The sequence below is a fragment of the Mycobacteroides sp. CBMA 271 genome, from assembly GCF_009729205.1.
Taxonomy (GTDB): Bacteria; Actinomycetota; Actinomycetes; order Mycobacteriales; family Mycobacteriaceae; genus Mycobacterium.
The window spans coordinates 963982-988769 of sequence record NZ_VTHB01000001.1; the positions used below are offsets into that span (position 1 = coordinate 963982).

Sequence of the window (24788 nt, forward strand, 5' to 3'; positions counted from 1 at the left end):
TTCGGTAACGCTACCTAATCAACCGATTGCAGCATGAGCACAAGAGGTCCGAACGCGATCAGAGCTCCCACCACGATCGCGATAAGAATGCTGGTCAGGTCCACCGTCTTGCGAATCACCCACAGTGAGGCGACCAGAATCGCGATAAACAACACACCCAGAAGCAGGGCGAGCCCCTGGTTCCAGCCCCACAATTCCCGGAATCCGAGGAACAAGCCCGCACCCACGGCGACGGCCAGCAGATACTGCGACGCGATCCAGGTGCCGCGCAGGTAGGTCTTGATCTTCTCGCGGCGCTCGGACTTGGTCGCGGCGTCGGACTTGGTGTTGGTTTCGGCGTGGGCTAGCTGATTGACCTCGGATTCGCCCGGGTCTCCGTGCCCGCCCACGAGTTCGGCAAGCTCGTTCTCGAGCTCGTAGTCGTCCTCGTCATCCTCGAACTCGTCGTCCTCGACATCCTGCTCGGCATCGTGGGAAGTCCACTCAACGCCGGCGCCGCGGCTGTACTCGCCGTATTCGTCATCCTCTTCGTAGCCCGCATGCTCGTCCTTCTGGACGTCCTGCTCCGGCTCGGGTTCCGGCTGCACGACGGCTACGGGTTCGGGCTCGAGTTCGGGTTCGGGTTCGGGCTGTGCGACGGGCTCCGGCTCGACGGGCGCAGGGCGAGACACCGGCGGGGGCGCCACGGGAGGCGTCGGGGTCGGTACCGGGACCGGCGGGGTAGGAGCGACCGAGACGGGCTGTGGCGCGGGTGCCTGCGTGGGCTCATCGGTAACCGGCGAGATGACCCCGGTGGCGTCGTTGAAGTCGATCGACTTACGCGGTTCTCCCGGCCGGACTGCGGGCGTGGGGGTCGGCGGGAAAATGCTGCGCAGCGACGACGCCATGGGAGTCGGTGCCGGGGGTTGCGATGCACTCGGCCCGCGGCGCGCGGCTTCATCGGCCATGCTGTCTCCGCCGAACAACGCGTCCTCGTTGGAGCGCAGGTAGGAACGAGCTCCCACTTCGGGCGCCTCGGGAGCCTGCGCGGGAGCGGGCGTCGGCGCCGGATTGGGGCGCGCCCGACCGCCCTTCTTATCGCGAATGACCGGTATCTCACCGGTGAGCTCGGCGACCGGAATGGCGTCGGCGTTGCCGCGCATCCGTCGCCGGTGGCCGCTGATCTTGCCTTCGCCGGCGCCGTTGCGCGCCAGCAGCTCGGCAACCGACACCGGCCGCTGGGCCTCGTCTGCTGACTCGGTCATGTCCTCTCCTACCGTCCGGGGACGGGTTCAGTCAACGAGTGCGGTGCCATCGGCTTCGCTATCCAACTTGCGCAGAATCAGCCCTTCACGCAGGGCCCACGGACAGATGTCGACCGCCTCTAACGACAGAGCACGCATACTTGCCTCCGCAACGAGTGCTCCCGCGACGATCTGAGGCGCTCTGTCGACACTGACTCCCTCCAACTCCGCACGGTCTGCGGTCGTCATTCGCGAGATGAACGCGATCAACTGACGCAGTCCGCTTGCTGTAAGTGTCCTCTTAACTCGCGGTCCTGAGCCGGAAGGTGCAGCACCGGTGAGTCGCGCGAGTGACCGGAACGTCTTCGAGGACGCAACCGCCAGGTCGGGCACCCCCGCCGCCGACACCTGTTTGACAGCGTCCACCAATTCCGATTCCAGCCAGTCACGCAGCATAGCGACGCGGCGACGGCCCGGCGGATCTTCGGCCAACCACTCCCGGGTCAGCCGGCCCGCGCCCAGTGGCAGGGACAAGGCGATATCGGGTTCCTCGTCGACACCGCAGGACAGCTCCAGCGAGCCGCCGCCGATATCGAGGTTGATGATGCGTCCCGCGCTCCAGCCGTACCAACGCCGAACTGCCAGGAAAGTCAGCCTCGACTCGTTGACCCCGGAGAGAACGGCGAGGTCCACGCCGGTTTCCTTCTTGACGCGAACCAGCACCTCATCGGAGTTCGTGGCATCGCGCACCGCGGAGGTGGCGAACGCCATGATCTCGGAGCAGCCCGAGCTGTGGGCAATCTTGGAGAACTCCGCAATGGTGTGGACGAGGCTGTCGGAGCCCTTGCGGGTGAGCTTGCCGGATTCGTCGATGGCCTCTGCCAGGCGCAGCGCCGCCTTGGTGGAACTCATGGGTGTGGGGTGACCACCCCGTCGGGCATCGACCACCAACAGGTGCACCGTGTTGCTGCCGACATCCAGCACGCCTAATCGCACGGAGCACACGTTAGTGGGTCTACCGTTTACATCTGTGACGACGCTGCCAAAACAGCCCTTTGGACGTGACGCCTCCCTCGACGGACAAGAGGTGGAGCTGGACTTCGCCCGCGAGTGGGTGGAGTTCTACGACCCGGAGAACCCCGAGCATTTGATCAAGGCCGACATGACGTGGCTGCTATCGCATTGGACATGCGTCTTCGGCACCCCGGCATGCCAGGGCACCGTTGCTGGACGCCCCGATGACGGTTGCTGCTCCCACGGGGCCTTCCTCTCGGACGCCGACGATCGGGCGAAGCTGGACGACGCGGTCAAACAACTCACCGCGCTGGACTGGCAATTCCATGACAAGGGGCTGGGCCGCAAGGGCTACCTGGAGAAGGATGAGCTCGACGGGGAAAAGCAGTGGCGCACACGCAAGTACAAGGGTGCGTGCATCTTCTTGAACAGGCCCGGGTTCGACGGCGGCATCGGCTGCGCCCTGCATTCCAAGGCCCTCAAGCTGGGCGTCGAGCCGCTGACGATGAAACCCGAGGTGTGCTGGCAGTTGCCGATCCGACGCACCCAGACCTGGGTGGATCGACCCGACGGTTCGCAGATTCTCAAGACGACGATTACCGAGTACGACCGGCGCGGCTGGGGCGAGGGCGGCGCCGACCTGCACTGGTACTGCACCGGCGACCCGGCCGCGCATGTCGGCAAGAAACAGGTGTGGCAGTCGTACGGCCCGGAACTGACCGAGCTGCTGGGCGAGAAGGCCTACGCGGAGTTGGCCGCGATGTGCAAACGCCGCAGGGGCCTGGGGCTGATCGCGGTGCACCCGGCCACCCGCGCCGCCGCCCCGCACTAACGCCGACACGCCCCCTCACGGTGGATTCGTCTCGTACGTGGTCGCCACGGGGTCACGTCTAGAGTCCGGCGAACAGGTCCGTTTCGGGAGTTTCCGACGCGACGCGCGTGTACACAAGCTCGTAGCGCTCCGTCGGCCACAACTGCTGACGCCACGTCCAGGGCAGCACCAGAAAGTGCCCGCCCGGATCGAGCTGGCTTGCGTGCGCGCGCAATGCCTTATCGCGCAGCTCGAAGTAGTCACTGCACGCGATCTCGGAGGTGACCTGGCGCGAGCCCACCGCTCGCCGCAGCGATCTGGTGAGGACGCCCGCAGCCTTCACCCACCGCGGCACGACCAACGACCGTTCGATGACCGGCCTATCGCGCTGGGGTCGCCCCGCACGCTTACGCGTCACTCTGCGCCGCAACCGCTCCGCGCGTTCGAAGTTCCTGACCATCCGCGGCGTCACCCGCACCGGTTCATGGATGTAGTACAGCTTCGATACCTCCGGACAACGCTCGTACGCCGCGATCGTCATCTCATGACAGCGGAGGTGGTCGGGGTGCGGATAGCCGCCGCATTCGTTGTAGGTGAGCAGCACATCGGGTTTGAAGTCCCGAATCACCTCGACCAGGCGGCCCACCACGTCCGCCAAAGGCATGCGCGCGAACCCATCATCGGGGACCCCCGCCGGATCGAGATGCAGCCCGGAGTCCATATAGCCCAGCCAACGATGTTGAACGCCAAGGGCACTGGCCGCCGCCGCCATCTCGTCGCGCCGTACCTGGGTCAGGTTCTCCCGCACACCCGGCAGATCCATCGCCGGATTGAGGATGTCGCCGCGTTCGCCGCCGGTGGCCGTCACCACCAGGACCTCATGCCCCTCAGCCGCATACATGGCCAGGGTGGCCGCTCCCCTACTGGACTCATCGTCCGGGTGCGCGTGCACCGCCAGCAGCCGCATGCCCGTCAGTGCATCACACGACGGCGCGCGTGGCTACTTCCGGGAGGTCACCGGGTTCCGAGTGTCCAGTACTTCCGGCACCGGCGGCAGCAGGTTGAAACGGTCTAGCTGATTAAACGCCCAGGCACCCCACTTCTCGGCGCGCTCGATCGAGAATGCCTGCGTGGTACGACGATTGATGCCCGGCGCGATGCGGCCCATGAAGTAGCCCAACCATGCCTCGGTCCGCACCGGTACCACGGCCAGGTCGTAGCGCACCGACCGCACCACAGCGCGTGCCACCAGGTCGGGGCTCATCGGCGAGAACGGCAGCTTCTCGGCGAACTCCTGCGCCTGCCGCATGATCTGTTTGCCACGATCCATCATCGCCTCATCGGAGCCGATCATCGTCCCATTGAGGCCGATATTGGTGTTGATGAATCCCGGGCAGATCGCACTGACCCCAACACCCTTGGCCCCCAACTCAAGCCGCAGACATTCGGTGAGCATCTTGACGCCAGCCTTGGACACCGAATAGGGCGCCATCACCGGCGTGGGTGTGAAGGCCGCCGCCGAGGCGATGTTGACGATGTGCCCCGATCCGCGTTCGGTCATCTGTTCCCCAAAGGCCCTGCAGCCGTACACCACGCCCATCAGGTTGACGCTGAGTAGCTTGTCCCAGTCCGCCGGCTCCAGTTTCAGGAACGGTCCGCCAAGGGCAATGCCCGCATTGTTGACGAGCACGTCGGCAACTCCGTGGTCCGCCAGCACATCGCGGGCGAAGGTCGCCCAGGCGTCGGGGTCCGTGACATCGAGCCGCATTGCGGTCGCCGTGTTCGCGGTGGCGCGGATCATCGCCGCCGTGGCATTGGCGGCATCCAGATCCATATCCGAGACCACCACGTGCGCACCGTGTTTGGCAAATCGGATGGCGGTGGCCCGACCGATCCCGCTACCCGCGCCGGTCACCACCACCAATTGAGGTTGCAATCTGTTGAGCTTCATACGGTCTCCTTTGACTGTGCCTCAACCGATGTGACGGTCGTCGGAACCGAGCTGTACTCGTAGACGTCGAGGTTGAAGTGTCGGTTTTGCCAATACATTTCACCGTGCGTCGAGGGACGGAACGGCGAGTCGCCGTGGTTGTCGATGTAGTACGTGTTCGAACCGGCACAGGTGGGAGTGAACAGGAAATTCTTCTCCTGCCGTTTGAGACACTTCTGGAAATACTCCTCGTGCGCCTCCTGACGGATCTCGCACACGTCGGCACCCCGTCGCTTGGTCTCCGCGATGGCCCGGCTCAAATGCGCCGAGGTCGCTTCGATCATCCATAGATAGGACCCCAACACGAAGCCGTACGGCCCAGTGATGGTGAACATGTTGGGATAGCCCGGCACGGAAACACCTTGGTATGCCTGGAATCTTTCTGCATCCCAATACGCGCCAAGTTCTTGGCCGTCGCGCCCGATCACCGGGAACGGCGGCGTGGAACCCTTGTCCCACAGCTTGAATCCGGTCGCACAGATCAACACGTCGACCTCGTGTTCGACACCGTCCAACGTCCGCACCCCGGTGGGCGTGACGCATTCGATCGAGTCGGTGATCAGGCTGACATCGGGGCGGTTGAACGTCGCCAGGTAATCGTTAGACATCGATGGCCGCTTGCAGCCCAAACCGTAGTGCGGGATGAGTTTCTCCCGGATCGCAGGATCTTTCACTTGGTTACGCATCCAGCGGCGCACCGGAATCTCGGCCAGCTTGCGGATGGTCTCCACCACGACGGGCGGACCGACCAGCTGACCGCTCATCCCGAGCTCGGTGCCGACGGTGCCGAGAAGCCTTATGGCGGAGCGCAAGCGCTTGTTCTCCAGAATCCGGCGCCCCATCGGTCCCACCGCGGAGTCAACCTTCGGGAACACCCAGATCGGGGTCCGCTGAAACACCGTCAGGTGCCGGGTGTCCTCGACGATGGCGGGCACCAGTTGCAGCGAGGTGGCGCCGGTGCCGATCACGGCGACCCGCTTATCCTTGAGCGATACGTCGTGATCCCACAGTGCGGTGTGAATCAGCGTGCCTGCGAAATCGTCGACACCGGGGATATCGGGCATCTTGGGGCGCTCCAGACCGCCAATGGCCATCACGCAATGCCTGGCGGTAATCTCCTGGCCGCCGTCCGTGGTCAACCGCCACATGCTGTTTCGTTCATCGAACGTCGCACCCATGATGGTGGTGTTGAGCCGCAGCTTGTCGCGCAGACCGTACTTGTCCACCATGTCGTCGGCGTAGTCACGCAGCTCATTCCCGGGCGCGAACACTCGGGACCAATCTCCGCGCTGTTCGTAGGAGAAGCTGTAGACGAACGACGGGATATCCACGGCCACACCCGGATAGGTGTTGGCATGCCAGGTTCCGCCCACGTGATCCCATTTGTCGACGATGATGAAGTCGTGGATACCCTTGCGTTGCAAGGCAACCCCCGTACCGATGCCGCCGAAACCGGCACCGACAACGACCACCTCGTGGTCGGGATTCTTTCGTTCGGCTGCCTTGACCCGCCGCGGCGCGACACCTGTTGTCATTGACGGCCCCTACTTTCCGTGCCCGGTAAGGGCGCCCTGGTCACCGAAAAGCTCCTGTTGCCAACGCTCTAGCAGCGGACCGGTGTCGATATCGTCGGGATGGAACCCCGGTCGCATGTACTTGGCGACATCGCGCAACAGCCCGCGCACCAGTGGCCCCCGGAAGACGTCATAGGTCTGCCGCAGCACCGTGATCGGCTTCCAGCCCTTCGGATCGGTGAGGATGGAGCCCAGCACACCGAGCGTCACCACCGGGAGGGTCCCGGCCCACATCACGCCCATCACGCCGATGCGAATCCACTCGGGTCCTCCCACCGACCGGTACACGTCGAAGGCCACCGACTTGTGCTCCAACTCCTCGGTGGCGTGCCAGTTGAGCAGGTGCCAAACCTCGGGATCGCCTGGGATGTTCTGCAATTCATCGCTGGAGAGCACCCGCTCGCCCAGAATGGCGGTGTAATGCTCGGCCGCCGCCGTCATCGCCAAATGCACCATCGGGTGTGCGGTGTTCTCCACCCGCTGTACCAGCTTCTCGCGCCAGGTGTTGGGCTTGAACATGAAGATCCGCACCGCGGGATAGCCCAGCTCAATGAGCCTGTCGTTGAGCTTGCGGTGCTCCTGGCCATGCACCGACTCCTGCCCGATGAACCCGGCCACCCTCTTTTTGAGCTCCGAATCGGTGATCTCGTCGTTGAATCGACGCACCGACCGGATGAAGGACTCCTCACCGGGCGGGAACGCCCCCGACAGCACCGCGACGAGATGGCTCATCACGATGTCGCCCTCAACGAAGTGGCGGCTCATCGGATCGGGTTCACCGAAACGGAACCGGATGCGCCGCACCTTCGGATATCTGCCGACCGGGGGAATCATCGCTGCAGCGGTCATGACAATCGTCTCCTCTGACGAATGGAATTACTTCAGGTGGTCGACGAGGACGCCATCGGAACCGAAAAGCTCTGTCTGCCAACGCTGTAGCAGCGCATCGGTATCGATATCATCGGGATGGAATCCCGGCCGCAGATACTTGCGTACGTCACCCGCGAGACCCCGGAAGAGCGGACCGCGAAACAGCCCCCTGGCTTCCTTGATCAAGCGCAGCGGTTGGCGTCTCGCCACCGGATCGGATAGCAGTGAACCCGCGAGAATCGTGAGAGTCAACGGCGGCACTACGGCCATCGCCAGCATCATCAGGCCGATCCTCGTGGCCTCGGTACCGCCCACCGCGCGGTATACGTCGAAGGCTACCGATTTGTGCTCCAGCTCCTCCAAGGCGTGCCAGTTGAGCAGGTGCCACACCTCGGGGTCACCCGGAATAGCTTGCACCTCTTCACTTCCCAGCATGCGCTCGGCAAGGATCGCGGTCATGTGTTCGGCCATGGCGGTCATGGCCAGATGCGCGCGAGGTGGGAGCCTGTTCTCAAACCGGACGAGACGCCTGACCTGCTTCGCGGAATCCCACCAGGCGATCGGGTAACCCAGCTCGACGAGCTTCTCGTTCACGCGACGATGCTCCTGGCCGTGTACCGATTCCTGCCCAATGAAACCGGCCACGCGCTTCTTGAGCTCGGGATCGGTGATCCGGTCGGAGAACTTGCGCACCGAGCGGATGAATCCCTCCTCGCCGGGCGGGAAACCTCCCGAGAGTCCGGCAACAAAGTGGCTGTACACAATGTCGTCCTCGATGAAGTACTTCCCCGCCCGACCCTCTTCGCCGAACCGGAAGCGAATCCGTCGGGTCTTGGGATAGGCGTTGGCCTGCGGTGTAGCGGCCACTGCACTCTGACGACGTGCCATTTCACGACTCCTTTGTCGAGACGGCTAGTACCTGGTACTAAAGGTTACTGGTGAGTTACACCATAAACGCCGCGCAGTATCTGCGCAAGACTCCACGCCTAATCGGCACGGAGCCGCGACGACACCGAAACAGCACTGAGAGAACGGCTTTAGCGCACGGAGGGCATCGAAAGGCCCGGCTTTCGATTAGTCGCTGACGGGTACCGAGAGCACTCGGCCCTCGGGGTCCAGAATCACGCCCCGGGCCGCAGTGGCAGCCGCGAACGCTCCCCAGACGAGCATCGTCAGCTCTTCGACCAGCGCATCCTTGGGGATAGTCGGCTCATTGACCCAGCGCAGCACCCCGAGAGAGACGGCGCCAAGCATGGCGTCGACGGCATACTGCAGGTTTTCGCCGTTACCGCCGTACATCCGGATCACGCCGGCGAGAAACTCGACCATCGCGTCGGCGAGCGGACGCCCACTATCGATCAGGCTTGCCGGGGAACGCCCGTCGGTGAAATGCGATCCGATGAGGAATCGCAGGGTGTTGGGGCGCGCATCGACAAGGTCGACGTAGGCCACGAGCGACGACCGGACGAAATCGCGCAACGTGCCGCTGAGGGTGAGATGCGGCGTGATGCGCTCGATCACGATCTCCTGCAGGCGCTCCGCGACTGCGTAGAACAGTGCATCCTTGTCGTCGAAGAATCGGTACAGCTTGGGCCGCGAAACACCGGCAGCCTTCAGAATGTCGTCGATCGAGACATCGGGCCCGTTCTCCTCGATCGCCCGAAGGGTGGCCTCGATGATTTCCGCGCGGACCGTCGCGCGATGTTCACGCCACCTGTCGACCCTGGCATCGCCCGTGAGTTCCGGAAGCTTTCCGCTACCCGGGAGCACATCAGTCGACACGCCGCCATCGTAGTCCTTAACTCCAGGACTACGGGTCGATAACGTCGGGACATCGGCCATGAGTAATTCCCTTCCCGCCCGACGCGATACCAGCAGACTACCCTCCGCCCGCACTGATGTAACCAACAGTACTAGATACTTTGGATTGCATGCATGCTTCGCGTCGGCCGGAAGGGGTCCGTGTCATCCCACGCGGCTTGGCCCCCGGGTAGGTAGCTCGCGGTTGAGGCCCCCCAGGCCAAACCAGAAGACCGGTTTGAGCACGGCAGATAATGATCTGCCCACGATCCGGGAACCTGGAAGGTTGGTCAGATAGCGGGGTGCGCAGGCGAGCGTCCAGTCGACGGTCGCACGACCCGGATCTTTTTCGGGAAGCACCCGGTACTCCTCACACCATGAGCCGAATACCGGCAGGGTCGCGTCCAGCGCCGTGTACCGCATGACTCGAGGGGCATCGAAATGAATGATCTGTTCGTGTTGGGCGAAGACCATCCAGGAGTGGATGTACATCTGGAAGTCGCGCACGGTGCCTACCGCGGGTTCTGCATCCATCGGGTACCGGCACCCCCATACGGAAGGAAGCCACGACCACATCCGGTCCCCTGATACCACGCGCCAGACCTCCTCCGGCGAGGCATCGAAAGTCCGGCGGACCCGAGTGATGAAGGGTGAGACGGCGAAAAAGTCTTCAACTCCGTCCGCCGCGATGGGTACCCCGTCAAATCGCATGCTCGGCCTCCTTCACGGCGCTGTCGATTCGCCTGAATTCGTATGCGCCCGATGGGAAGCGGACACTGCGCCGGTAGGACTGCAACACCGTCCACGGTCGTACGTACGGCGTATCACCCTGCGAATTGACGAAATAGCTATTGGATCCGGCGCAGTTCACCGTGAAGTACCTGTTGAGGTTGGCGCCGCTGCGCGTGATGCTCGCCTGAAACTCATCTAACGCTTCCTGGGTGACCTCCACCCAGGTCGCCCGCTTGGCGCGTGCCAGCTTAAGCACTGCCTCGATGTGCCGCATCGAGTTTTCCAGGATGTAGTGGAAGCTCGTTCCGGTCCACGAGTAGGGGCCGACGAGCATGAACCGGTTTGGCAGTCCGGGCACCGTATTGCTTTGGTACGCTTGCAATCCCCGCTCCTGAAAGAACGTGCCGAGGTCGAACCCATTGGTACCCAGCACAGTTCCCACGCGGTACGTCTCAGCGTCAGAGAACATCTCGTATCCGGTGGCGAGTACCAGCACGTCGATGGGTCGTTCTGTGCCCTCGTTGTCCACGATGCCCGTCCGCGTGATGCGGTCGATTCCGTTCGACACCAACGTGACATTCGTCCGGTTGAACGTCGGCAGGTAGTCGGCCCCGAGGGTTCCTCGAGTGCATCCTGCACCGAAGCGCGGTCGCAACTGCCGCCGCACTTCAGGATCGCGCACCTTGTACCTGATCCAGCCCAGATATGCCCACAACGCCAACCGGTCGAAGATACCGGCGCCCACCCGGAACAGCGGCTTGGGCGTGTAGATGAGAACACGCAGGCCAAGCTCGATACCCCCCAACGCAATCCCGTTGACGGCGTTGGCGAATCGACGGCCCGCCAGCATTCGCTGCAAAACCTTGGGGATACGGAAATCAGGCTTCGGGAAGTACCACTGCGGGGTGCGCTGATACACGTCCAAGTGCGCAACCTCGCCGGCGATCGATGGGGCGATCTGCACAGTGGAACTACCGACCCCGACGATGCCGACGCGCTTTCCTCTGAGGTCGATATCGTGTTGCCATCGCGACGGGATTTGGATCGGCCCCGCGAAGGTCTCCAGACCCGGAATGTCTGGTGCGGTCCGCGGATTGATGTATGCGCCGACGGCACTGATCACGAAACGCGCCGTGATGAATGCACCGTCGGGTGTATGCAACTGCCAGCAGTGATTGTCCTCGTCGAACACCTCGCGCTCGATGCACGTTCCGAACCTGGCACGAGCCCGCAACCCATGTTGTACGACCAGGTCCATGATGTACTGCTGGATCTCCGCGCCATCGGCGAAGAAGTTCTTCCAGTCCCCCTTGGGGGCGAAGGTGAACTGATACGCGACGGCCGGGATATCCGCGCCGACTCCGGGGTAGGTGTTGCGCAACCACGTGCCACCGAAATCCTCGTCACGATCGATGATGACGAAATTCTCGATGCCGATCTCGCGCAACTTGATTGCCGCGCAGATGCCGCCCAGTCCCGCTCCGACGATCGCAACTTCGTAGTCAGGTTCATCACGCAGTTCCATGGGTCGACCCACGACACCGCCCTTCCGCTTCCGCAACACATCTCGCTGACCTTCGACTCGCGGCGGCGGCCCGCCGCACAACGAATTCCCCACCCGGCCAAGCCGGGAATATTTACCAGACTGACACACCATTCTATTAAAAACAAGACCGCTCGCCTGCACATTCGGGCCAGAAGCGGATCTATACGTTATGCAAAGTATCCAGTACTATCCGTTTCATCAATTTCGAGGTAGTGGTGTGAACTGGAGGCATTGTGGGCAAACTGTCGGATCTAGGGCTGGCCGAGGCATTCGTCGACCCCACCCGGGTGACGCACCCGCCGGTGCGCACCACCCACGGATACCTCGATGTCCTCGCGCCCGCCACCGAGGAGCCCGTATCCCTGGCCAACCGGTTGATGCAGAGTCCCCTGCTCGCCGCGGTGTATGAACGCGCCTGGCGCCCGATGTTCACCCGGATGTTCAGCTACGGCGGTCGCGGCACCGCCACCGTACACAGCGAGCTCATGCGCGATATCGCGACCGGGGGCGGCCAGAAGATTCTGGATGTCGCTTGCGGACCCGGGCTGTACACACGGCAGTTGGCTACCAGCCTGGCTGACGGTGGAGCCTGTATCGGGCTCGATCTATCCGAACCCATGTTGCGGCGGGCCGTACGTGACAACGCGGGCGATCGCGTGGATTACGTCCGCGGGAGCGCACACGCACTGCCCTTCGCCGACGGGACATTCGACACCGTGGTCTGCCTGGCGGCTCTGTACCTGATCCCTGATCCAGAACAGGCTGTACGTGAACTCTGCCGGGTTGCCGGCCCCGCAGGACAGATAGCGATCTTTACATCGCTACAAACCCAGTTGACGACCCTGCCCGGCGCCGCCGCGGCCATGCGCGTCGGCGGCTTTCGCGCATTCGGGCGCGACGAAATTACCGACTGGCTGCGTATCTACGGCTGGACCGATATCGACCAAACACTCACCGGCCAGGGGCAATTCATTCGAGCTCGGCGCTAGCTCCCTACGGGCGAAGTCAGATGTCCAGCACTAGGCGTCCGCCGTTGGCACGAGATACACAGAGGAGCATCTGGCCGTCCGCACGCTGAGTTTCCGCTAAAACGGTGTCTCGATGATCAGGGTTGCCCGCGAGCACCCTGACTTTGCATGTGCCGCAGAAGCCCTGACGGCAAGAATGCGGTGTGCCCGGTCTGGCGGCGAGTACCGTCTCGAGCGCGCTGCGCTCAGGCCCGACATCCAGCACGGGACCACCCGCACCCAGCTGCACTTGGAACTGCACCCCATTCTCGATCGGTGGTGCCGAGAATCGCTCGAAATGCAGCTCAGCACCCGGGTACCCGACGACAGCGTCGCGGACCACTTTCAGCATGGGGCCGGGGCCGCAGCAGTACACCGCCAAATCGGGATGCAGCGGCGGCAGTAGATCGGCGGGTGTTGGTAACCCTCCCTCATCGTCGGTGCGGATGGTGATCCGTTCGCCATACCGGGCCAGCTCGTCGCCGAAGGGAAGAGACTCCTTGCTGCGCCCGGTGTACGTCATCGTCCAGGGCAGCCCCAGATCCGTTGCGACTGCCAGCATGGGCAGGATCGGCGTGATCCCGATTCCGCCTGCCACAAAATGGAACTGGCGGATTTCGGTATTCCGGTGACCGGATGTGGCCAGCGGGAAAGCATTTCGGGGCCCCCGAATCCCAAGCGTGTCGCCGACGTGCACGCTGTCGTGCAACTCGATGGATCCTCCGTTGCCGCCCGGTATGCGCCGCACTGCAATTCGATAGTGCGTCCGGTCGTGCGGATCTCCGCACAGCGAATATTGACGCACGGCCCCCGAAGGCATCGACACATCCACATGTGCGCCCGGGCGCCACCTTGGTAGTTCCCGCCCGTCCGGTGCGCCGAGCATGAACGCAACGACGTCCTGGTCGGCGGCGACCACCGACCGTTCCCCCACAACCAGATTCAATGACCGGTCAACCCATTCGAGTTCACGAACAGGTCCCAGCAGCGAGCTCAGCCGTAATACGACGGGCAAGGCCTTGCCCATGGCTGTGACAGCCGACGGCCCCACCACGTCGAGAACCTTCATGCCCCAGCCAAGGGGATGGCGGTCCGCCGGGGCCGCCATCACAACCTCCCGTGTCATACCGCGGTCGCAGCCTTGGCCGCCGGGGACTTGGCCAGATAGGCAACTGCCTGCGCACTATCCCCAATGGATTCCGGAGTAAAGCCAGGCCGTAAGAAACTCCTGAAACCCTCCCCCATCACACTCCAACTCAAGGCGGACCCGCGCTTCATTGCCCTGTTGGTCTCGAAGATCCAGCGCACCATGCCCATCTTCGGCAATGCCGGATCGGCGCGCGCGAGCAGCCAGCTGAGGAAGACAAGGCCCACGGGTATCGTCGCGCAGGAGCCGATGAAGTACGCCATCATCCGCACCCGCCCGACCCCGAGGTGCCGGGCAAGATCCCAAGCAACACTGCGGTGTTCAACTTCCTCAGCGCCATGCCAGCGGAACATGTCCGTGATCACCGGATCGGCGCCGAACTTCTCGAAATCATGGTTGAGTAGCCAGTCCCCAGCGGTGGCCGTGAGGTGCTCTATGCCCGCAATGATGGCAACGCCTTCGACCATCACTCGGTACTGCACTTTCGGTGGGAGCTGGTTCATCTGCTGTTTGAAGGTGGCGAGCGCACGGTCAGTGAGGTCACGCAGCGGTCGCACATCGATACCGTGCTGACCGAAGAACTCCAGCAGCGCATGATCGTGCGTGTCGGAGTGTATTTGCTCCTGCCCGATGAACCCGACAACCGCCTCACGCAGCTTCTCGTCCTTGATATGCGGCAGCGCCCGGCTGAACACGTCAACGAACACCTGCTCCCCTGCGGGGAGCAGGAAGTTGAGCGCCGAGAGCGAATGCGATGCCACCGACTCGCCCGGTATCCATTGCAACGGGGAGCTCGAGAAATCGAACGCGACGTTGCGAGCATGTAGTGCGATGTCCCCGATATCTGCGACATCTCGGCGCTGCTCCACCACGGCCACACCCAGGTGACGGTCCAACTGATTCATTTTCACGGCGGCTCCCTTACTCGATGTGGTGTCTATGCGGCCTGGTCGAACGGGATGTGAACCTGCCGCGATTCGCGGAGTCTCGGGCAGATTCGGCCACCGACGAACAGCCGTTACACAGAGTTACTAGTACTTTAAGTATCGTATTTTGGTACACCCTAGAAGGCCGACGTGTTACCACGCAATACCTCCGGACATACGAAATGGACCTACGCAATAAGACCGCGAAACAGGACCTTCCTTGTCGCCGAGGAACCGGTAGAGCGTCAGGCAGGAGATGCCCCTCCCGGCAGCCCCGGTAGATGCGACTTCCCTTCAGCAAACTTGAACTGCACAGCATGCGGCGCGCGAAACGCCGTATTCCAGGCTTCCGCCACAAGACCAGGCAATATTCGCCCCACCGATAATTTAGCTAATAAACAGCCGCCCGACACGAGACGAATGGCAGATCAGCAACCTTTGATGCTCCCCCATCCATTGCCCGATAGTGGCTACTGCAATGCTCGCAGCTACCTCCGATAGCCAGCGGAGAGGGTTGGGCCGCGCGCCCGATCCGACAGTCCGCGGCGAACCGCCCGCCCGCGCGCGCGAAACATATGTCCGATCACTCATTGAGCTCGTGAGCACCACCATGACCGATGCGGCCTCGCGCGTAAGTTCCCGACAAAATCGCCCCCCAAGATGGCGAATCTCCGCTAGTGTCTACTCCAGTCAATAAACGGACTGATAAGTCAGTCATATTATTGCCAGAGCAGGTCGGGGGACCTCCGACGGCCTCTGCATCGCCATGCCCCAACCGGACACGGCGTCACACCGCTACCGGCAGGCGTACATGGCGATCTTGGCGATGTTGAGACCCGCACTTGACTGAAGGGCATGACTTACACCACACTGACCCACCAAATGTGACACTTGGTACTAGTTACCCGTTGTTACTTGGACATCCATCACCGAAAACATCCATCGTGGTCAGAGCCATGGTGTGCAAACGAAGGACGCGCCGTTGAACTCAGCCCTGAGTAACGTGGCGGTGCCCGAACACGAAACCGCGACTGACGACTTCTCGCTGCAATCCACGCCAATTCAACCCGACAGCAAATCCGAGACGGGTAGTTTCACCGCCACCACACCTCGGGTCCGCCCGTCACTGCCCGACCAAGTACGGGCGATCGTCGGGCAGCCCACCAAGTACGTGATCTCACAAACAGATTCGGCACTTAAGACACTCGGCCGATATGTGGACATGGCGGCTCAATCGTTCGCACTCCTGGCCACAGATCTGATCCGGCTCCGCCATCCGTGGCGGGACACCGTGGCACAGTCCTGGTTCATCCTCACCGTCACTGTCGTCCCGGCACTGCTCGTCTCGATTCCCTTCGGCGTCATCGTGGCAGTGCAAGCCGGAAGCATCATCCAACAGGTGGGAGCCTCGTCCATTTCCGGTGCAGCAGGTGGATTGGGTGTCATCCAACAGGGTGCACCGATCGTCGCGGCACTGCTGCTGGGCGGTGCCGCGGGCTCGGCCGTGGCCACCGACCTAGGCGCACGCAGTATCCGAGAAGAAGTCGACGCAATGCGAGTCATGGGGGTCAATCCCGTTCAGCGCCTGGTCACCCCGCGGCTGGCGGCAATCCTGATCGTGTCACCGGTGCTCTGCGTCTTCATCATCTTCGTGGGGATCTTCGCCGGCTACTTCATGAACGTCGGCTTCCAGAACGGCACACCAGGCAGCTATCTGTCCTCGTTCGCGGCCTTCGCCAACGTCGGCGATGTGCTGCTGGCGGTGCTGAAAACCTGGCTCTTCGGCGTCGTGGTCATCCTGGTGGCCTGCCAACGGGGCCTCGAAGCCCGGGGCGGTGCACGCGGAGTCGCCGACGCCGTCAACGCCACCGTGGTGATCGGTGTCGTCACCGTCATGGTGCTCAACGCGGTGATCACCCAGGTCGTGTCCATGTTCATGCCCTCGAAGGTGGGCTGACAATGGCCACGTCCCGTCCCGCCCGGTACTTCCCGGACGAGCTACCTAGCGTCGCGCGGTCAATCTGGAACTTCACCAAGGGAACCGGCGGCACCGCCGAACGTCTCGGTCACCAAATCACCTTCATCGGACTGGTTTTGGCCGCGGTACCGCAGACCCTCAAGCGATACCGCCGCCAGACCGGCGCCTTGCTCGTCGATATGACCTGGGGCAACGGCGCCATCATCGTGGGTGGCGGTGTCATCGGCGTCCTGGTGTTCATGGGTATCGCGGTCGGCGCCTCCGTCGGCATCATCGGCTTCTCCACGCTGGACATGGTGGGCATGGGTTCACTCACCGGATTCATCTCCGCCTACGCGAACACCCGCGAAATGGCCCCGATGATCGCTGCCATCGGGTTCGCCGCCCAGGCCGGCTGCCGGATGACCGCCGAAATCGGAGCGATGCGGATCTCCGAGGAAATCGATGCCCTGGAAGCCCAGGGCATCCGCTCGATACCGTTCGTCGTCACCACCCGCGTCATCGCCGGGGTCATCATCATCGTTCCGCTGTACGTGCTGACGCTGCTACTGGCCTACGGCTCCTGCGCATTCATGGTCAACATCGTGAACAACCAGTCCTCGGGTGTCTACAAGCATTACTTCGACTCGTTTGTCCATCCCATCGACGTCCTCTACTCGGTGATCAAGGCCGTCGTGTTCGTCGTCCTCATCATCGCGATCCAGTGCTACCAGGGCTACTACGCGGGCGGCGGACCCGAGGGTGTCGGTATGGCATCCGGGCGTGCCATCCGGGCCTCGCTGGTTGCGGTGGTGCTCTGCGACATGCTGCTCACGTTGCTCTTCTGGGGCAACAATCCCGGAATCCAACTATCGGGGTAATGGATGCCTATTTATAAAGACGAAAGCGGGCGCTCGGCAGGCCCGGGCGCGCTGAAGATCCGCGGGCTTGCGCTTGCACTTGTGGTGGCGGCCAGTGGATACGGCCTCTATCAGTCCGGCATCGGCAGCTATGGCGAGCCGTTCCAGCTCACTCTGGTTACCCGCACCATCGGCGAGGGTATGGCACCCGGCGCCGAGGTGAAGTTCCGTGGCCTAAACATCGGGTCCGTCAAGACTCTTCAAGCCATCGGCTACAACCAACAGAGCATGACGGTCATCCTGGACGCGCGACAGGCACGGGCCCTCACGTCGGATACCAAGGCCCAGTTCACCTCGTCGAACATCTTCGGGACCGCCGCGGTCGAGCTCGTCAGCAAGGGAATCGGCGAACGGCTCAAACCCGGTGGCGTACTGGAGATCAACAGCGATATCCAAGCGGCCTCCATCACCGGCTTCATGCGGCAGGGCCAACAGCTGGGCGCGATTCTCGACACCCCCGAGTTCAACGCCATCGTCCAAACACTGGAACGCCACGCCGATCTCACATCCCCGACGGTGAAAGCATTCTGGGACCTGTTCAAGATGATGGCCGACGCACAGACCGTGCCCGCATCCCAGACGCTGGCGGTCTTCAGCAAGTTCATCGATGGGGTCAACGAATTCGTGCCCACCATCGGCCTCGTCAATCAGCTACTGGACAGCCTCGGATTTATGGCTGGGCCAGGCCAAACCGAGCGGGCACAAGCCGCGATCGACAAAATTACGCTCCTGCTCAAGAGCATCGGAGACGGACTCGGTAGGCACCAGGACTTGCTCGTGCCGCTGGTCAAATCGATCCTTGATCTGGCCATTCCCGCTACCTATTTCCTGGGCAGCCTGGCACCCGCCTATGACCGGCTGAACGGCCTGCTGGACCGCACCACTGCGGCGTTCCCTGTGGACAACGGCAAGGTCCGCATGAATGTCCAGCTGATCATGGACCCCGCCCCCGAGTTGGCCAGCGCCCCTCCAGGATTGATCAACGCGCTCCCCTCTGCCCCGGGGCCCGTCCACTCCGGCCCGTCCACCGCGACTTCTATGAACGGAGGCCCGCGATGAACAAGAAGAAGACCTACGTCATGATGGCCGGACTGGCGGCAGTGATCGCGGTGGCCGTGGTGCTCGCCCTCATCATCGTCAACGCCTTGCGTACACCCGTCGACGGGCCGACTCGGCATTACAGCGCGCTATTCACCGATGCCTCCGGGCTGATCGTGGGCAACGACGTCCGCATCTCCGGGGTCCAGGTGGGCAAGGTAGAGGGCATCCACCTTGCCGGCAAGTACGCCAAGATCACCTTCAACGTCCTTAACGAGCACCCGCTCTTCCAGAACACCACCGTCGCAATCCGGTACCAGTCACTTGTCGGTCAGCGGTACGTGGAAATCGGACAACCTGCAGCTGCGGGCGCGCAGCTCGCGGCGGGGACCACCATCGGGCTAGGACAGACCATTCCGTCATTCGATATCGCCAAGCTGTTCAACGGGTTCCGGCCGGTGTTCGAGACGCTTGACCCCGCACAGTTCAACCAGTTCGGCGAGAACCTGCTGCAGATCATCCAAGGGGACGAGCGCGGAATCGGGCCGGTCTTACGGGATATCGACAGCGTCCTCGCGCTGGCCGTCGACCGCAAAGCGGCTCTGACCACCATCATCAACAATCTCGGTGACATCTCCCGAGACCTAAAGGGCACCTCCCAGCAGTTGTTCTTCCTCATCAACGATCTCAACGACGTCCTTGAACCCCTAGAGAAGCAGTCCGAGCGCGTACTCCGAGCAGTCACCGACGGTCTTCCCGTCCTGCGCAACGCTGTCGAGTTACTCCGATATCTGGAGAACCTGGTCGACGGAGCTCAGCATCCGCTCTACGACGTAATGAGCCGCACGTCGCCCCAAAACCCCACAATTCTCGCAGGACTGTCGCTCATTCCCGATCTGATTCAGGGCATGAGGGATTCGCTGTTGGAGGAGAAGCAGACGACGCCGTCCTTCGAATGCACGAACGGTGTAGCCAAGCTTCCGGGTGTCGGTGAAGTGTCCTTCGCGAATCAGGATCTGGTGGTGTGCAAGTGAATATCGTCAAGAAGATCTTCAACCGGAACCGCGCGATCCTGGATGGAAAAGCCGAGGAGAACCGCAATCGCCGCAACGGGATTATCGGTGTGCTGATCATCGGCGCGCTACTTGCCGCGACCGGCGTCGCCTTCGTCAACACTGGCAGCAGGATCACATACACCGCGAATCTCCGCAGTTCCGGCGGTTTACGTGCCGGCGACGATGTGCGGGTCGCCGGCATATCCGTCGGAAAGGTGTCCAGCGTGCGGGTGGACCGGACTCTTGTCGAGACGAGGTTCACCGTGGACCGCACGGTGGAGGTCGGCGCCGATTCCCGGGCCGATATCAAGTTGCTCACCCCACTAGGTGGGCACTTCCTGGCACTCGACCCACTCGGCGATATTCCCCTGGGGCAGAAGGCAATTCCACCAGAGCACACCACAATCCCGTTCGAGATCAACCAGATATTCCAGAAGTTCACACCGATCGTCAAGAAGGTGGACGGCAAGGTCATCCATGACACCTTCATGGAGGTGGCGAACGCCGCCAAGAAGTACCCGGAGGGGCTGCGCGACTTCTTCGACCAGAGCACCGCGCTCATCCAGACGCTGACGCCCACCTCCGATGATTTCCACGACACCGTCAACTACGCCAACGAATACCTGCGCGCATTTGCCAACGGCAAGCAGGACCTCATCCAGATCGTCGGGATGCTCTCGCGGCTCGGTTCCAAATATGCGAAGCCAACAACCGACATCATCGAGGTTTTCGTGCTTCTCAAGGAACTTGCACGACTCTTCAACAGACTCTTCACGGCCTACGCCCGAGACTATGAGCCCATGCTCAATGGCCTTGACGACATCGTCGACGCGCTGACCAAGTATCCAGACAAGCTGGGCAAGGCCGCGGAGCAGTGGGGCCAGCTCGTCGGCGTCGTGCTGCCGATGCTCAGCGGAAACGGCATCACCATTACCGACGACCGAGTTATCCCCGGGCAAGACATCTGCCTACCGCACTTCTTCAGGCTCTGCTGATATGACATCACCTCTCACATCTCTACGCACCGCCCTCGCCGGGATGCGGCCCAGTGCGCGTGCCGGTCTCACTGTGCTGCTGGTGGCGGCCGTCGCTGCGGCGGCCCTCTTCGGCGTGCGTTTTGCCTACCCGGCGGCCAAGAATCTGGTGAGTCCGTACCTCAACAACACCAAATTGCCGTTCCTGGAGAACACCCGAGCGCTGTGCGCGGATTTCAACAACGCCGCCGGGCTCTACCCGGGCAACAAGGTACTGCTACTCGGCGTGGAGATAGGCACCGTCACCGCCGTCACCAACAAGACCGACCACGTGCAGGTCGACCTCACCATTCCTTCCGATGTCGACCTGCCAGCCGATGTGGGCGCCGCGAGCTACACCCAGTCGGTGATCACCAACCACAGTGTCGAACTCAGCAAGCCGTACGGTGGCGGACCCAAGTTCAACGGCACGACGTGCATCCCACTGGAGAACACCCGCACACCCGTCTCGGTCACCGAATCCTTCGGTGCGATAAGCAAACTCGCAGATACCATCATGCAGACTCAGCCCGGCGAGGATCCCGCCAAGGCGCCCGGTGTGCAGGCCATCAACGAGTCCCTCAAGTCGGCGGCCTATTCACTCAAGGACACCGGGGCGCCGTTCCGCGAGATGCTCAACAACCTCACGGTAATGGTCGGAGACCCCTACAAGGCTGATGCCGACTACCGCCAACTATTCGAGAACAGCTCGATTGTCACCGAGAACTGGCTGCAAAGCTGGCCCGAGTTCTCCACGCTCCTCACCACATTGCCCGATGTAGCACGACTGTTGGCAGGCCTGTCCGCCAACTTCGCTGATGCCCTAGACCAACTTAACGGCCTGCTACCGGTACTCACCGGGATAATCCAGCGCGCATCCGGGCGCGTCTACAAGAACCTCACCGACAAGCTCTTCCCCTGGTTACGCGACATCCTCAATGCGTACACACCGCATATCCTGACTTTCTTCTCGTCATTGCCACCGCTGGTCAACTGGCTGGCCGACGATATCTACCTGCCCATCACGAAGACCCATAACGTCACCTATATACCACCGCGCGTTGCTATTTCACCCTCACAGGCCAGCGCGATCTGCCAGGGCCTGCGCGAGCGCAACACACCCGGCGCGGACGCTGCCTGCGCACCAGGGGCGGCATCAGATCCCGTCACCCTGGGCCTGACCAACCTCATCATGGGAGGGGCGCTGTCATGAGCCGTTACTTCACGCGCCTAACGGCCCTGCTGATCACCGGCGGTTTGCTTGCGGGATGTTCAACCGAGGCACTGGATCCCACCCGAATGCCAATTCCGGGCGCATTCCTGCCCAAGGACAAGTACACCGTCAAGATCGAGTTCTCCAGTGTGCTCAACCTGCCGGGACGGGCCAAGGTCGATTCAGGCGGCATACAAATCGGAGTGCTGGACCGAGTAGAACTGCGCGGCACCATGCCCGTCGTCTACGTCGAGATCGAGGGCGGAAGCAAGCTACCCCAGAACGTCACCGCGGAACTACGTCAGGCCACCGTGCTCGGCGATATCTACATCGCGATGATCCCGCCGAAAGAACCCTCATCGGAACGACTGAAGGACGGCGACACCATCGTCCAAGCCAACACGGTCCCCGCGAGCAATGTCGAGGACCTCATGCGGTCGATGTCCAATCTCGTTGGCGGCGGCAGTCTCAGCACGATGCAGACCACGGTGCTCAACATGAACAAGGCGTTCCCGCAGCCTGAGGAGCTAGACCGCATTCATCGGCAACTGACTGGGATCCTGCACGACCTCGCGACAAACCAGGACACCATCGGATCGATCCTGACCAACATGCAGACGATCACCAAGAACTTCCGGGACAACAAACACACGTTCCGGCGGCTTCTGGACGAAGGGCCCGAAAAACTGCCCTCCCTGGCCAAGGTGATACTCACGGTCACCGATCTGATTGCCGTCGCCGGCGAACTTGGTCGACAGATTTCAATGCTGCTGGACTACCCCAACTTGATGCAAATATTGTCTTACGTAACTCCGTTCATCCAGACGGTGTCCACGGCCGACACCACCATCCCGGTGCTGGGAGACAAGACGGTGCGCACCATCCGCGACCGCATCCTCCCGTTCTTCAAGGACGGCGGGCCCAAGTACACGGTGACCGACATCCAGACTCCCGACGGAACTCTCGGCGTGAGCCCGGGTGAGCGGGCCGATTCGGTGATCCGGACCATGCAGACCCTGGGGTTGGTCCGATGAAGCTCAGCGTAATTGTCACCCTCGTCGTGCTCTCCGTCATCTCGTTGTCCGGCGCGGCATACATGTCATTCGGCGTTCTGGGTATTGCCTCAACTAACAAGACACAACGAATGACATTGATGCTGAACAGCTCCGGCGGGCTGATGAATACCTCGCAGGTGACACTGCGAGGTATCAAGGTGGGCCGGGTAACCGACATTCAGGCCACCCCAACAGGTCTGGCGGTGTCGATGAACCTCGACAGCACCTACCCCATACCGGTAGACAGCGCAGTCAGCGTGCAGAACCTGTCCGCGGCCGGCGAACAGTACGTCGAATTCAACCCTGCCCGTATCGAACCCCCGTACTACAGCGACGGCGCGGTGATCCCCGCGGCGAAGGTGGCGCCCACCTACACGGTGAGTGAGCTGCTGGCCAAGGGCAATGCCCTGTTGTCGACGCTAAATCCCGATGACGTCAACACGATCTTGAAGAATGTCGCCGCGGGAGTGGTCGACAACACCGCCACCATCGACAGACTCGCCACCACGACTCGGCTATTCGCGCAGATGGTGCAGGACGACAAGGACTCGCTGACCACACTCATCGGCAACACGTCGAGGATTACCAACGGCCTCGGCGACATTGACGCGGGCGGGATCCTGAAACAGAGTTCCAAGACGATTCCGGGCAGCATCGAGGGACTGGCGTTGATGGTCAAGGCAATCGAGAGGCTGGAGCCACTGAGCGAGTCCGCCTTCGGGGACAACAAACCGACGAGCGAACTCGTGGCCAAGGTCTTCGAGTACATCGACAACTTGTCGGTGCCGCTGGGCGAGTTCGTCACCGTCCTGGAGCCTGTCGTCGCCCCGATGCGTGAACTGAAGATCGATGCCGGTCATTGGCTGGACTTCTGGGACTCGACCTTCAACAACCAGGGTGGCGTCCGCGTCCACCTTGGCGTGCCGGAGTGGCCCCAGCAAGATCCGGCTCAGCCCGGCCCTCCCCAGTCGAGAACGAATCCCGGTGTGGCACGCCAAGCGTCGCCCGTCCCACCAAATACCCACACACCGCAACCGACAACAGCAGAAAGGCCAGCGCCATGAGCGATATCAAGGAGCGCGCACTCACCCTGGATGACGCCGATCCCGACGAGCTCACGGAGATGGCAGATGTCGACCCGACTCCCGAGTCCAAGCCTATGGACAAGAAGGCGGCGCCGGTCACACCAAGTGCGCGCGAAGTAGATCCCGAACAAGCCGGACGCAACATCTGGAAGCCGATAGCCATCGCGCTCCTGATACTGGGTATCGCCGGTGCTGTGGCCGGCTTCTGGCAGTACCACAAGACTGCCGGCGTGCTGGCGGCCACGCGGCACGCGGAGGCAGAACGAGCGGCGGCCACCCAGGTCGCCTCCACATACGCGATGAAGTCGCTGACCTACAGCTACGAGGACCCCGACGCGTTCTTTAAGAATGTCAAGGACGGAGTCTCTGAGCCGCTCAAAAACAAGTACACCGATGCCGAGAAGCTGCTGAAGGCGATCATGCTGCAGGCACAGGTGACCTCGAAGGGCGAGATTCTGGCCACCGAAGCAAAGCTTCAGCCGGGCGATGTGTACCAGCTGGTACTGACCACCCGCCAGACCACGCGCAATGTTCAAAACCCGGAGCCGCGGGTGACCACCCTGGTTCTGCAGGTAACCATGAACAAGCAGGGCGAAACCTGGCAGGTATCGGATATCGGACCCATGAACGGCAGCGGCGCGGCGACATCCATCATGCATCCGGGCGACCAGAAGATTCTCCCCGAGGCACCGGCCCCACTACCGGCGCCGGGAAAGCCCCCTGTGCAAGGCCAGCGGTAGCGCTGTGGGAGGGCGAGCGCTTGTTCCCGTCGCAGCGGGAGTTGCGGCGGGAGCATTCCTGTCGCTGCTGCA

23 protein-coding genes are annotated in these 24788 nt (G+C 62.3%); 11 read left to right on the forward strand and 12 right to left on the reverse strand.

Annotation, left to right across the window (positions count from 1 at the left end):
* Positions 1-14 precede the first annotated feature (14 nt).
* Both FZI91_RS04910 and FZI91_RS04915 read right to left on the reverse strand, forming a co-directional pair.
* Positions 15-1244, reverse strand: coding sequence for a hypothetical protein (locus FZI91_RS04910; protein WP_155937539.1), 1230 nt, complete (start codon positions 1242-1244; stop codon positions 15-17).
* A gap of 27 nt (positions 1245-1271) precedes the next feature.
* Positions 1272-2219: a Ppx/GppA phosphatase family protein gene (locus FZI91_RS04915; RefSeq protein ID WP_162526688.1), complete on the reverse strand. Its 948-nt coding sequence runs from the start codon at positions 2217-2219 to the stop codon at positions 1272-1274.
* Between the two features lie 34 nt (positions 2220-2253).
* Between FZI91_RS04915 and FZI91_RS04920 the strand changes: the two genes are divergently transcribed.
* Complete coding sequence (locus FZI91_RS04920; protein ID WP_162526687.1) at positions 2254-3069, forward strand: hypothetical protein; 816 nt, start codon at positions 2254-2256, stop codon at positions 3067-3069.
* A 58-nt stretch (positions 3070-3127) separates the two neighbouring features.
* Here FZI91_RS04920 and mca read toward each other — a convergent pair whose 3' ends face one another.
* The 8 genes from mca to FZI91_RS04960 form a co-directional block, all read right to left on the reverse strand.
* Positions 3128-4015 (reverse strand): mycothiol conjugate amidase Mca, encoded by an 888-nt coding sequence (gene mca, locus FZI91_RS04925; RefSeq protein ID WP_155937540.1) that lies wholly within the window; start codon positions 4013-4015, stop codon positions 3128-3130.
* A 33-nt stretch (positions 4016-4048) separates the two neighbouring features.
* Positions 4049-4999 carry an SDR family NAD(P)-dependent oxidoreductase gene (locus FZI91_RS04930; RefSeq protein WP_155937541.1) on the reverse strand — a complete coding sequence of 317 codons (951 nt, stop codon included), beginning with the start codon at positions 4997-4999 and terminating at the stop codon, positions 4049-4051.
* A complete protein-coding gene (locus FZI91_RS04935) occupies positions 4996-6573 on the reverse strand; it encodes an NAD(P)/FAD-dependent oxidoreductase (RefSeq protein ID WP_155937542.1) in 1578 nt (525 codons plus the stop codon). The genes FZI91_RS04930 and FZI91_RS04935 overlap by 4 nt, the downstream gene beginning before the upstream one ends.
* Positions 6574-6582: 9 nt before the next feature.
* Entirely contained in the window at positions 6583-7446 is an 864-nt protein-coding gene (locus FZI91_RS04940) for a metal-dependent hydrolase (RefSeq protein WP_155937858.1), read from the reverse strand.
* Positions 7447-7488: 42 nt separating this feature from the next.
* On the reverse strand, positions 7489-8370 hold the full coding sequence (locus tag FZI91_RS04945) for a metal-dependent hydrolase (RefSeq protein WP_155937543.1): 882 nt from the start codon (positions 8368-8370) through the stop codon (positions 7489-7491).
* 186 nt (positions 8371-8556) lie between these two features.
* A complete protein-coding gene (locus FZI91_RS04950) occupies positions 8557-9324 on the reverse strand; it encodes a TetR/AcrR family transcriptional regulator (RefSeq protein ID WP_155937544.1) in 768 nt (255 codons plus the stop codon).
* Between the two features lie 123 nt (positions 9325-9447).
* Positions 9448-9993: an SRPBCC family protein gene (locus tag FZI91_RS04955; protein ID WP_155937545.1), complete on the reverse strand. Its 546-nt coding sequence runs from the start codon at positions 9991-9993 to the stop codon at positions 9448-9450.
* Positions 9983-11539, reverse strand: coding sequence for an NAD(P)/FAD-dependent oxidoreductase (locus tag FZI91_RS04960; RefSeq protein WP_155937546.1), 1557 nt, complete (start codon positions 11537-11539; stop codon positions 9983-9985). Before FZI91_RS04960 ends, FZI91_RS04955 begins: the two co-directional genes overlap by 11 nt.
* A gap of 254 nt (positions 11540-11793) precedes the next feature.
* On the opposite strand from FZI91_RS04960, the gene FZI91_RS04965 reads away from it, so the two are divergent.
* Positions 11794-12549 carry a class I SAM-dependent methyltransferase gene (locus FZI91_RS04965; protein ID WP_309224205.1) on the forward strand — a complete coding sequence of 252 codons (756 nt, stop codon included), beginning with the start codon at positions 11794-11796 and terminating at the stop codon, positions 12547-12549.
* Positions 12550-12565: 16 nt separating this feature from the next.
* Here the strand turns inward: FZI91_RS04965 and FZI91_RS04970 are convergent, their stop codons facing one another.
* Positions 12566-13636: a PDR/VanB family oxidoreductase gene (locus FZI91_RS04970; RefSeq protein ID WP_162526718.1), complete on the reverse strand. Its 1071-nt coding sequence runs from the start codon at positions 13634-13636 to the stop codon at positions 12566-12568.
* A gap of 53 nt (positions 13637-13689) precedes the next feature.
* Positions 13690-14619, reverse strand: coding sequence for a metal-dependent hydrolase (locus FZI91_RS04975; RefSeq protein WP_155937860.1), 930 nt, complete (start codon positions 14617-14619; stop codon positions 13690-13692).
* Positions 14620-15862: 1243 nt separating this feature from the next.
* On the opposite strand from FZI91_RS04975, the gene FZI91_RS04980 reads away from it, so the two are divergent.
* Genes FZI91_RS04980 through FZI91_RS05020 form a run of 9 tightly spaced genes read left to right on the forward strand, consistent with a single transcriptional unit; the run spans position 15863 to position 24716 of the window.
* Complete coding sequence (locus FZI91_RS04980; protein WP_375234397.1) at positions 15863-16597, forward strand: ABC transporter permease; 735 nt, start codon at positions 15863-15865, stop codon at positions 16595-16597.
* Between the two features lie 2 nt (positions 16598-16599).
* Positions 16600-17478, forward strand: coding sequence for an ABC transporter permease (locus FZI91_RS04985; RefSeq protein WP_155937548.1), 879 nt, complete (start codon positions 16600-16602; stop codon positions 17476-17478).
* 3 nt (positions 17479-17481) lie between these two features.
* Complete coding sequence (locus FZI91_RS04990) at positions 17482-18576, forward strand: MlaD family protein (RefSeq protein ID WP_155937549.1); 1095 nt, start codon at positions 17482-17484, stop codon at positions 18574-18576.
* The gene (locus FZI91_RS04995; protein ID WP_239001951.1) at positions 18573-19589 is read left to right on the forward strand and encodes an MlaD family protein; all 1017 of its coding nucleotides are present in this window, start codon (positions 18573-18575) and stop codon (positions 19587-19589) included. The genes FZI91_RS04990 and FZI91_RS04995 overlap by 4 nt, the downstream gene beginning before the upstream one ends.
* Complete coding sequence (locus FZI91_RS05000; protein ID WP_162526685.1) at positions 19580-20605, forward strand: MlaD family protein; 1026 nt, start codon at positions 19580-19582, stop codon at positions 20603-20605. The genes FZI91_RS04995 and FZI91_RS05000 overlap by 10 nt, the downstream gene beginning before the upstream one ends.
* 1 nt (position 20606) lies before the next feature.
* Positions 20607-21836, forward strand: a complete 1230-nt coding sequence (locus FZI91_RS05005; protein ID WP_162526684.1) for an MlaD family protein — start codon at positions 20607-20609, stop codon at positions 21834-21836.
* Positions 21833-22870, forward strand: coding sequence for an MlaD family protein (locus FZI91_RS05010; protein ID WP_155937550.1), 1038 nt, complete (start codon positions 21833-21835; stop codon positions 22868-22870). Before FZI91_RS05005 ends, FZI91_RS05010 begins: the two co-directional genes overlap by 4 nt.
* Positions 22867-23955 (forward strand): MlaD family protein, encoded by a 1089-nt coding sequence (locus tag FZI91_RS05015; protein ID WP_155937551.1) that lies wholly within the window; start codon positions 22867-22869, stop codon positions 23953-23955. Before FZI91_RS05010 ends, FZI91_RS05015 begins: the two co-directional genes overlap by 4 nt.
* Complete coding sequence (locus tag FZI91_RS05020) at positions 23952-24716, forward strand: hypothetical protein (RefSeq protein WP_155937552.1); 765 nt, start codon at positions 23952-23954, stop codon at positions 24714-24716. Before FZI91_RS05015 ends, FZI91_RS05020 begins: the two co-directional genes overlap by 4 nt.
* Positions 24717-24788: the final 72 nt, after the last annotated feature.